The sequence below is a fragment of the Pseudoalteromonas sp. AOP31-A2-14 genome, assembly GCF_052378035.1.
GTDB lineage: Bacteria > Pseudomonadota > Gammaproteobacteria > Enterobacterales > Alteromonadaceae > Pseudoalteromonas.
Map to the genome: position 1 here is coordinate 1,884,686 of NZ_JBQSXI010000001.1, position 10,961 is coordinate 1,895,646.

General features: G+C 39.0%; 10 protein-coding genes. 6 read left to right on the forward strand and 4 right to left on the reverse strand.

The window, feature by feature from the left end; all coding sequences use genetic code 11:
* Positions 1 to 4: 4 nt before the first annotated feature.
* Entirely contained in the window at positions 5 to 256 is a 252-nt protein-coding gene (locus ACT3S9_RS08680) for a DUF3862 domain-containing protein (RefSeq protein WP_441834434.1), read from the forward strand.
* Between the two features lie 36 nt (positions 257 to 292).
* Here ACT3S9_RS08680 and ACT3S9_RS08685 read toward each other — a convergent pair whose 3' ends face one another.
* From ACT3S9_RS08685 to ACT3S9_RS08700, 4 genes are all read right to left on the reverse strand, one after another.
* Positions 293 to 841: an HPP family protein gene (locus ACT3S9_RS08685; protein WP_441834433.1), complete on the reverse strand. Its 549-nt coding sequence runs from the start codon at positions 839 to 841 to the stop codon at positions 293 to 295.
* 72 nt (positions 842 to 913) lie between these two features.
* A complete protein-coding gene (locus ACT3S9_RS08690) occupies positions 914 to 2,269 on the reverse strand; it encodes a hypothetical protein (protein WP_441834432.1) in 1,356 nt (451 codons plus the stop codon).
* A 113-nt stretch (positions 2,270 to 2,382) separates the two neighbouring features.
* Positions 2,383 to 5,109, reverse strand: coding sequence for a TonB-dependent receptor (locus tag ACT3S9_RS08695; RefSeq protein WP_444750889.1), 2,727 nt, complete (start codon positions 5,107 to 5,109; stop codon positions 2,383 to 2,385).
* 1,184 nt (positions 5,110 to 6,293) lie between these two features.
* On the reverse strand, positions 6,294 to 6,716 hold the full coding sequence (locus tag ACT3S9_RS08700; RefSeq protein WP_441834430.1) for a hypothetical protein: 423 nt from the start codon (positions 6,714 to 6,716) through the stop codon (positions 6,294 to 6,296).
* Between the two features lie 323 nt (positions 6,717 to 7,039).
* Here ACT3S9_RS08700 and ccoN point away from each other — a divergent pair, with 323 nt between their 5' ends.
* The 5 genes from ccoN to ACT3S9_RS08725 all read left to right on the forward strand — a co-directional run bounded on the left by ccoN (position 7,040) and on the right by ACT3S9_RS08725 (position 10,958).
* Complete coding sequence (gene ccoN, locus ACT3S9_RS08705) at positions 7,040 to 8,473, forward strand: cytochrome-c oxidase, cbb3-type subunit I (RefSeq protein WP_441834429.1); 1,434 nt, start codon at positions 7,040 to 7,042, stop codon at positions 8,471 to 8,473.
* 12 nt (positions 8,474 to 8,485) lie between these two features.
* Positions 8,486 to 9,160, forward strand: a complete 675-nt coding sequence (gene ccoO / locus ACT3S9_RS08710) for a cytochrome-c oxidase, cbb3-type subunit II (protein WP_441834428.1) — start codon at positions 8,486 to 8,488, stop codon at positions 9,158 to 9,160.
* A gap of 6 nt (positions 9,161 to 9,166) precedes the next feature.
* Positions 9,167 to 9,352 carry a cbb3-type cytochrome oxidase subunit 3 gene (locus ACT3S9_RS08715; RefSeq protein WP_441834427.1) on the forward strand — a complete coding sequence of 62 codons (186 nt, stop codon included), beginning with the start codon at positions 9,167 to 9,169 and terminating at the stop codon, positions 9,350 to 9,352.
* Entirely contained in the window at positions 9,349 to 10,314 is a 966-nt protein-coding gene (ccoP, locus tag ACT3S9_RS08720) for a cytochrome-c oxidase, cbb3-type subunit III (protein WP_441834426.1), read from the forward strand. Before ACT3S9_RS08715 ends, ccoP begins: the two co-directional genes overlap by 4 nt.
* A gap of 152 nt (positions 10,315 to 10,466) precedes the next feature.
* Positions 10,467 to 10,958 (forward strand): FixH family protein, encoded by a 492-nt coding sequence (locus ACT3S9_RS08725; protein ID WP_441994645.1) that lies wholly within the window; start codon positions 10,467 to 10,469, stop codon positions 10,956 to 10,958.
* Positions 10,959 to 10,961 lie beyond the last annotated feature (3 nt).

Below are 10,961 nucleotides of genomic sequence, written 5' to 3' on the forward strand. Positions count from 1 at the left end.
AGCCATGAAAAACTCTTTAATTATTACCGCAACATTAGCACTTGCGGCCTGCTCTAAAGTGAACTTAGAAAACTATGAAAAGATATCAATCGGCATGGATAAAACAGCAGTTGAGACTATTTTAGGTAAAGCAGATAGCTGTGAAGAAAAAACCTTACACACTAATTGTATTTGGGGTAATGAAGGTAAGAAAATTGAGATCACGCTGGTATCAGATAAAGTATCACTTTATAGCAAAACCGGTGTAAATAAGTAACTTGAATTAGGTGGCTCTGCCACCTATTTATACACATTACCACCAGTAAACTGGATAATGCCGCTTAGGATTACTTGATAAGTTATTAACCAGCAACCCAACCAATAACATAATCGCCGAGCCAAAAAATACGGGGCTTATTACATAGTAATAGCCTAAATTAGTAATAGCTTCACCGCCTATCACAGCAATTAAAGCTGTCGCCCCACCCGGAGGATGCAAAGTACGAGTTAAGTGCATAACAGCGATAGATACAGACACCGCAATAGCACTTGCCAATAATAAGTCCCCTTGAATTAACTTTGCTACTGTCACACCCACCAGCGCACTCAGGACATGCCCACCCACCAAGTTTCGAGGCTGAGAAAATTCCGCCATCGGCGCGCCATAAATAAGTACCGCAGTAGCGCCTAATGAGCCAATTAAAAACAACTGCGTTACAGTATCAACTTGTAACGTTTGACCTATTAAACCCACCAAGTAAATGCCTAAAAATGATCCCAACAGCGACCACATGATTTTACTCATAGGTTTACGCGGTGGACATTGACTACTGGGAGACATTCTTGACAGCAATAAACGCATTAAACACTCATATTAGCGATAAAAATCAGAAAAGGAATGATACCGTAATAATATAAAAAGACGAGAGGTCGTTTATTTCTTTTTCGTATAAATAAGTTCAATATTGACTATTTTACTTCTATTGAGGGTTATTTTGTAACGCTGGTACTTTTTATCATCTCCAATGGTTTGCACTAATACTAAATTCAACTGGTATCGACGCTCCACACCTTGCTTTGAAATTTTATTATTATCAATATGATAAAGTTTGCCCTCACCTTTTTTTAAGTACCGTGCAAATGGCGATAAATTAAATTGTAAGGTTTGCTGCAGACTGTCATAGCCAGGTAAAAACTCTTTAGCGCTAACCCTTATTTCGCTAGCAAAATGTAGCCACTGCGCAGCTTGCTTATTTTGTTGCCGGCGCTTTGAAAATATTTTACGCACTTGCTCTGGAATATGTTTAAAACGCATATATTCAAGCCATATATGTTGGCTGGCTATTTTATCTTTAGTAACACTATTACGAAATAAAAAACGCCATTTTGGCCGCCCTTTTACAATCGCGCGCCAAATAACCCGAGTTATATCTTCTTTAAATATTTCCCGCAATCCATAAATTGCACCAAGAATAACCACTAAGGTCGCCGTAACCTCAGTAAAACTTGAGCGGGCATTGAGCACGACCACCATTACAAAGGCCATGATCACCGCAGTAACAGAGCCCTTAACGACTCTTTTTAAATAGCTGTTAAGGTAACGAGTTTGCCTTTTTAAAATAACCCCATGTTCAATTAAGCGTTGCAGCAAGCGCATTTTGTTCGTTATTCTATTAGCGTCTTGCAAAGTGGAATCTGAGTTATATTGTTGCTCAGTACGATAGGTGTCTTCACTTTTACAAAAATTCATCAACTCATTACGCTCTTTTGCGTAATCGCTGCTGCGGGGCCCTTCGTCAAGTAATTTTAAAAACGATTGCTCGACCTGCCAACTTAAGTAGTTATCTGCATTGGTATAAAATGGCACCAGCTTTTCATCATCAGGGGTATAACGGCGTAGCTTTTTTAATAAATTAGTACTTTGTTCACAAAGCTCCGTAGTACGCTGATAAAACTCATCGGTGCTTTCAATTTTAAGCGCTTCTTTAATATCGGTTTCAATGGCTAGTCGCACCTGATAACAATATAAATTTAAGTTTTGTCGGTAGTCTTGCTGCTCGCCTTTGTTTTTACTCACAAAACGGCTACGAACAAGCGGTAAGTGAATGTTGTTAGCGTTATAGGCTAAAAATGCTTTGAAGTGATTATTAAAGTAAGACTCTTCGGTAAGCGTTTGCGGATTGATGCCCATTTCATTCGGGATAGAGAAATACAGGTCGATACGCTGCTCAGAACGCGGGCTCAACTCAGGTTCGATAATAAAGGATAAGTTTTCATCCTGTTTTAACAAGCAATGCTCCTTCTTTATATAAGCCTTAAGTCTACGTGTGTCCTTATCTTTATTCAATAAAAAAAGCCTAGTAAAAACTAGGCCTTAAAGAATCAAATGTTTTATTACTTAAATTAGAACTTAACGTTCACACCAGCAAAGAAACGACGACCTAATACATCATACGTGTATGGGTCAGTATTTGAATCGTTATTACCTGTGTAATAAGGAGGCTGTTTGTCAAACAAGTTGTTAACACCCGCTGACACTGAAACAGTCTCATTGACAGTGTAAGAGCCACTTAAATCATGATATACAACACTTGGTGTTGTAGGTGCATAACAAGTATCTTTATTTAAACATGCAAAGCTGTCCATTCCGGCAATATAACGAGCTTGATACTGAGCATCCCAGTTATCACCAGCAACGTTTAGCGTAAAGTTAGACTTGATTTCAGCATAACCACCAGAACCTGAAGTGATTATACCTGCATAATCAACCGGGTCACCTGTAACTTGCTTAACATACTCGTCAAGGTAAGTTGTATCTAGACCTGCTTTCCAGTTAAGGCCAACAGCATCAAAGCTATACTCTAGGTTTAAATCGTAACCAGAGGTTTTCTCAACACCAATGTTTTGTAATTGGTTGTTAAAGATAATACGACCAGTGCCATCAATTGTTACATTAGAGGATTGGCATAAAGCAGTACCAGCATTAGCTGCATTATTTAAACATTCATCAACGATGTATTGGTTATCAACCGTTACAATCGCATTTTCAATTTCAATGTCGTAGTAATCTACAGTCATTGAGAAACCGTCAAACCACTCTGGTTCATAAACAATACCAGCAGTTAATGTATCAGCTTCTTCCGGTGTTAATTGATCGTTACCACCTACTGTAACTTCTGCTTGGTCTTGAGCACCAGGATAAGTAACATTTTCAAACGATGGTGAATTACCTGAGTAAAGCTCAGAAACAGTTGGCGCACGGAATGCTGTTGATACAACACTGCGGAACATTAGTTCGTCGTTTGCTTTCCATGTTAAACCTAGTTTCCATGTCTCGTCAGAGCCAAATGTGCTGTAATCAAAGGCACGTAAAGCGGCGCTTAACTCAACATTTTGAGCAAATGGTGCATCGGCTAAAAGTGGGATAGCAAATTCAACATATGCTTCGTTTACATCAAAGCCACCTGCGGTTGGCTCAACCATAGGATCGTTTGCTAAACCTTGTGCAGTTAGTGAATCAGGTGTGTACCATGCTTTCTCTTGGCGACGCTCAATACCAGCCGCAAATGCTGTATAACCTGCAGGAAGCTCAAACATTTCACCTGATACTGACGCAGCAAGAATAAATAATTGGCTACCACCGTTATTTACTTCTGTGTAAACGTTTTTGCTGAACTCTTCTCCTGACCACGCAGCTTGATCAAGTGGGTTAAAAGTACCTTCAATGATTTGATCTTGAATAGCACCCATGTTGTGAAGATTGCCCGTCTTATCAACTGAGTCATTACGACCAAAGTTAGCCGACACATCCCAAGAGTAATCACCCACAAAACCTTCAGCACCAACAACAGCACGTACAGTATCAACTGTTTGCTCGTAGTAACGAGGCCCCGTATCACTCATACGACGGCCATAAAAAATATCGTCATCGTAAGCATAGTTTGCGCTTTCTGTAATGTAGTTACCATCTGCATCACGGTCAGCAATGCCATCGCCATCACGGTCAACTTTACTATTATAAGATTGGCCTAGTAAAGAGTCCCCGTCTTCATCCATATCTGCGTTGTAGTTAAAACCAAACCACACTGGCTGCGCAGCCATTTGTTGCTCAGACCAACGTTTAGTATAAGTGAATTCAGTGAACAGGCTTGTGTCATCAGTTAATTCATACGTAGCAACACCCGTTAAGTTTAAACGCTCCATTGGCGTATATAGGTAGCTTGCTGGTGCAAAGTTATAACGATCTGCATCAGTGAATGGGTGTAAACCGCCTTGGCCGCTCAGGCCGCTATCATTTATAGCAAGACCAGAAGTAATTGGGTTGCCATCATCATCAAACGCGTTACCTTCTGAGTTTACATCACCAATTACACCGTCTTGCCAAATGTGTCCACCTTCACTGTAAGTTGAGCCACCATTACAGTTTAAGCCATTTGCGCCTTCTGCTATTGGGCAACTTGAGAAGTCACGATCAGACTGCTTTGCATTTCCGCGATCGGTATATTGCATACCAAGTACGATATTACCTTTGTCAAATGATGTACCTACAGTAAAATCAATTGAGTTTTCAGGTGCATCACCTTCGCCAGTAATTGCAGCATTGACGTTCATGTCTAGGCCTTCGAAGTCATCTTTTAAGATGATATTCACAACACCAGCAACAGCATCAGTACCATATACAGCTGACGCGCCGTCTTTTAGTACTTCAACTGATTTTATCATTGATACTGGAATAGTATTTAAATCAACAGAAGATGCAGCACCAGTACCAGAGTTAATCATACGACGACCATTAACAAGTACTAATGTACGCTGCGAACCAAGACCACGTAAATCAATACGTGCATTACCACCTGAGTCGTTATTAACGCCAGGGTTTGTCATTGCGCCGCCAGTTGCGGTCATTTTTTGTAAAACGCTATCAATACTTGTCGCGCCCATCGCTTTGATGTCGTCTGCGCCAATTAACGTTACTGGGCTTGCACCTTCCATATCTGAACGTGAGATACGTGAGCCCGTAACTTGGATTTTTTCGATTGATTCTGCTGAATCTTCAGCAGCTAAAACTTGCATGCTTGAGAACATTGGTATTGCTGATACAACAGCTAAACCAAGAATTGATTTTTTCATGTGAAACCCTACTTGTTGGAAATTTACCTTGCTCAGGTAGTACTCGTTATTATTTGAATTACGAGTCAGGGCGTCAACTTAGGCCGAGTTAACTGAATGAAAACTGAATAGAAGAACAAATAAAAATCACAGGGGTTTTTGTGTACTATATACAGGTAAATAGGTAAACAAATGTTTCAATGTTAATGATATAAAACACAAAAAAAACAGGGTGTTAATTAACAAGATCACAAAAAATTAAACCAATGAAATCAAATACACCGCCTTTGTAATCAAACGTAATTACGCGACATTTTTACCGAAAGCAGAAAATTTACAACTTAATCACACCGTTTTATAAAAACCGCAAAACTCCTTGTTTATTACTAACCATAGTTATGCATAAAAAATGATTAATTAAGCCTTTTAATAGAGTATAAATAGGTAAAAAAGTTCACCTTATTGCTTCAGTAGAGATTAATTTTTGCCTTTTTAATAAGCAGCCACATATAGAAAATTTGATATCTATAGTTATTTTTATGGATTGTATTGTTTCAAATAGAATAAATCCGGACGCTATACCCCCAGTAAATTTCAAGAGTAATCTCTATGTACTACGGTGTTTTATCTAGATACTTTTGTGGTTGTCTGTTAACGGTGAAATTAATTATCAATCGGGGGGCTAAATTTACTGAATTAAGTACCTATATTAATAGGGTTTTATACTATATCAACTAGGTCATTTCGATGTGTGTAGTACTAATATAGCAATCAATTAACGTCATTACTGCCAAATTACCTAGCGCAATAGAACTAACAGTTTCTATCAGAAATAGTAGTTAAGGGCCAATGCCTTAGTTTTTCAGTATCTATATTATCTATAACAGTATTGAGCTGATAAAAGTTTTGCACGCTCATGCCTACTCCGTCGGCTTTGTAAACGTAAGCTAAAAGATGCGCTAAAATATGGTTGGAAATAAGTAATATGGACTGATTTAACTGAGTCGAAAATGTGCAACTAAAAATGTGCCACTATTAACTAACTGAAAGTAATATAAATAATACAAAGGGAACTTTGAAAGCACTTGAGTACTTAGCGCTCAAGTGCATAGCAAAAAATATATTCATGAAATGAAGGCTGAAGACAAGCTAGGTTATTTTTAAACAAAATATAAGTCAGTTCTTTTAGCCTACATAGTCCATACTTAATAAACTACATCAAAAAAATAGCTGAGAGTTTGACTCAATCCATCATCGTCAACAGTATTGAGGCTTAATTGCCAAGTCATTTTACGCTCGCTGCAAATACCCACCATAGTATGAGCGATAAAATGATCTTGAAAAGGTTCAAAGTTCAGCGGTATATACCCCATATACATGGTACCCCCAACCAGCTTTGATTCTTCAATCTGCAAGTTATCAGGCAGGGATACATGAATAGAAAACTCCTCTTCAGGTGACAAAGTAGGCTCACTTAACCATACCTTTACACCGCTTTCATAACGACAAGGCTGGTTATTGTTACAACTTGCACTGAGGGGTTGCTCTTGTATACTGGTATTTTGCGGTTCGCAAGCACTGAGCAATACCAGGATGAAAGCACAGCCTAAATAAGTAAACAGTTTCATTATTTTCACGCATATAAAAGATGTTGAGAGATATACTAACAAAATGGTCGCTCAAAGCGCAGGCATATAGTAGAAAAACCGTGCCAAAAGTAACCAATAACTTGAGAAAATTTGATTGATGTCATAATTTTATGCAATTGAACTATCTTTTTTAGGCCAAAAAATTTATCATTTAGCCCGCAAAAATAAGGGGTTCGCGAGTTTGTTTTCAAAAGTTATCAGGTAGTGATAGCTTTAGAGCATAAGCTTGTGAAGTAGTAGGGCCCACTCTAAGTAGTGGGTAATTCATTTCTAAACGCATAAATTGCAGCGGAAGCCAGAAAATGAGCCAAACAGTAGCATCACAAACTGAGTACAATTATAAAGTTGTACGCCAATTCGCTATAATGACAGTGATTTGGGGCATCGTTGGCATGAGTATCGGGGTTCTGATTGCTGCCCAACTAGCTTGGCCAGCACTTAACTTTGATACACCATGGTTAACATACTCTCGACTTCGTCCGTTACACACGAACGCAGTTATTTTCGCATTTGGTACTAGTGCACTTTTTGCGACATCGTATTATGTCGTTCAGCGCACATGTCAAACGCGACTTCTCTCCGACAAATTAGCCGCCTTCACTTTTTGGGGTTGGCAATTAGTTATCGTACTTGCAGTGATCACATTGCCTTTAGGTATTACAAGCTCTAAAGAGTACGCCGAGCTTGAGTGGCCAATCGACATTTTAATTGCGATTGTCTGGGTTACCTATGCGGTTATATTTATGGGAACTATTGCCAAACGCAAGGTTTCGCATATTTACGTTGCTAACTGGTTCTATGCTGGTTTTATTATTACGGTTGCAGTTCTGCATATTGTAAATAGCATGGCAGTGCCTGTATCTCTTACCAAGTCATATTCAATTTATGCTGGTGCAGTCGATGCCATGGTACAGTGGTGGTATGGTCATAACGCTGTCGGTTTCTTACTAACTGCAGGTTTCTTAGGTATGATGTACTACTTTGTACCGAAACAAGCTGGTCGTCCGGTATATTCATATCGCTTATCAGTAGTTCATTTTTGGGCATTGGTATCACTTTATATTTGGGCTGGTCCTCATCACTTACACTACACAGCACTTCCTGACTGGACACAAAGTTTAGGTATGGTGATGTCAATTATCTTATTCGTACCTTCTTGGGGCGGCATGATAAACGGTATCATGACCTTGTCTGGTGCTTGGCATAAACTTCGTACTGATCCTGTACTTCGCTTCTTAGTTGTTTCACTTTCTTTTTATGGTATGTCTACCTTTGAAGGACCGATGATGGCAATTAAGTCAGTAAATGCATTATCACATTATACTGATTGGACTATCGGGCATGTTCATTCCGGTGCGCTTGGTTGGGTTGCGATGATTTCTATTGGTGCTATTTACCACCTAATTCCTGCTTTATATTCACAGGGTCGCATGTATAGCGTGAAACTGGTTAACACCCACTTCTGGCTACACACTGTAGGTGTTGTACTTTACATTGTAGCAATGTGGATTTCAGGTGTTATGCAAGGTCTTATGTGGCGTGCAGTAAACTCTGACGGCACCCTAATGTACAGCTTTGTGCAATCGCTTGAAGCATCATATCCATTTTATGTTATGCGTTTCTTAGGTGGTGTGTTCATCGTCATCGGTATGCTAGTTATGGCTTATAACGTTTACCGTACAATTGCAGCGAAAGATAATTCGTTGAAATTAGACGCGCAAGCACAATTAGCATAACGGGGTGAGATAATGAGCAAAAAGAAATCACAAAATAAACATGAAATAGTCGAAAAAAATATCGGCCTTATGGCTATATTAACTGTTTTTGCAATTAGTTTCGGTGCATTAGTGGAAATCACTCCATTAATGTTCCAAGACGATACCACTAAACCTGTAGATGGCCTGCGCCCTCTTACAGCGCTTGAAATGGAAGGTCGCGACATTTACGTACGTGAAGGCTGCGCTAACTGCCATTCACAAATGATCCGACCTTTTCGTGATGAAGTTGAACGTTACGGTCACTACTCAGTTGCCGGTGAGTCAGTATGGAACCACCCATTCTTATGGGGTTCTAAGCGTACTGGTCCTGACCTTGCTCGTGTAGGTGAGCGTTACTCAGATGATTGGCATTATGCACACTTAGTTGACCCACGAGCAGTGGTTCCTGAGTCAAATATGCCAGGATTTCCTTGGTTAGCAGAGAACACTTTAGATACAAGTTTGACTCTGGATAAACTGAAAATTTTCCGTGATAATTTTTCTATCAACCCAGAAAACCCGGTACACCCTGGTTTAGGTTATGGTAGCGATGAAGAATTACTTGCTGATATTGCTACAGTTGATGCAATGAACGATGGTAAAGGTGCAACAGAAATGCAAGCCCTTATCGCGTACTTGCAACAACTTGGCACGCACTTGAAGTAACATATTATGGATTATGGAACATACAGAGGCATTTTAACGCTAATAATATTAGTATTATTTATTGTGATTGTTGTGTGGGCATTCAGTAAGCGCAGTAAAAACCGCTTTAGTGACGCTGCCAATGCTATTTTTGAAGATGAAAAAAAACACAATACAACACTCTCTAATGAGGAAAAGGAGTCTGAGAAATGACTAGCTTTTGGAGTATATGGGTTATTGTATTAACCCTATCATGTCTGTTCATCTTGTTTGGATTATTGGTGTGGAACTTAAAGAACTACGCTGGTGTTGAAGAGGGTGAAAGCTGCGGGCATGAATTTGATGGTATTGAAGAATTAAACAACCCACTACCAAAGTGGTGGACTTACATGTTCTTTGCAACATTTGCATGGTCAGTTTATTACTTAGCTGCTTACCCAGGACTTGGTAATTGGGAAGGCTTAGCTAAATGGACAAGCTCTAACCAAGGTGTAACCTCTTTAGCTGAATCTAAGCAAGCTGTTAAAGATGCCAAAGAAAATGATAAATTTGTAAAACTTGATAAAGAATACGAAGCAGCAGATAAACGTTTTGGTCCTATTTTTGATGCTTTTGCTAAACAAGACATTGAAACTCTTGCTAAGGATGAAAAAGCTCTTGAGATTGGTCAACGTTTATTTGCACAAAACTGTTCGCAATGTCACGGTTCTGATGCCCGTGGTGCAACAGGCTTCCCTAATTTAACAGATAAAAGCTGGTTATATGGTGGCACACCAGACAAGATTAAAGAAACACTTCTTTATGGTCGTGTTGCAGAAATGCCACCTTGGGGTGATGCACTCGGCGAGCAAGGCGTTAAAGAAATGACCGCACATGTCCTTAGTCTTTCTGGTCGTACTGTAAACCAAAAAGATGCAAAAGCAGGTGCCGCTAAATTTGCTATGTGTGCAGCTTGTCATGGCGCAGATGGTAAAGGGTCAGTTGCTAACAACTTACCTTTTGGTGCACCTAACTTAACCGATAACATTTGGTTATATGGCGGTTCACAGCGCGCTGTTGAAGAAACACTTAATAACGGTCGTGCTGGTGTAATGCCGGCGTGGAAAGACATTTTAGGCGAAGAAAAAATTCACCTTTTAACTGCATATGTATATAGTTTATCACAAGATAAATAAGCTTAATATTAATAAAATGTTTATAAATTAATCTTTTATTTCAATAAATTAATTAAGATCAAAAAAGCCTCTAATTTGAGGCTTTTTTTTAGTCTTTTGATTATAAATCCTATAAAATACTCTTATCACAAACAAATTAATGTTGTCTATTTATGAGCCCTACTCCTTGGTATAAGAACTTTTGGCCATGGTTTTTAATCTTTTTCCCACTAGCCGCCATTATTGGTTGTGTTTCATTATTTATCACTGCTATCGGCAACGGTCCCGACATGGTGGTTGATGATTACTATAAAAAGGGCAAAGCAATCAATTTAGAACTCACTAAGTTTGATAAAGCTAAAGCACTTTATTTACATGGTGATCTAACGGTGAGCACCGATAAAGTAAGCTTTAAATTTATTAAAGGCGATACAAGTAATATTCACTCTCTTAAGCTTTCGTTTTATCATAGAACTATTCAGGCTTATGACTTTGATACGCATTTGACCCCAAATGCTAAAGGCGAGTTCACAGCGATTATTGAACCATTTACCGATGGCGCATACACCGTGTTTATAGAGCCGACCGATGCTAGCTGGAAATTAAAAGAAAACATTACTTTGCCAAATACGCGAAGTATTGCCATTAATCCTGAATATAAGTAACAA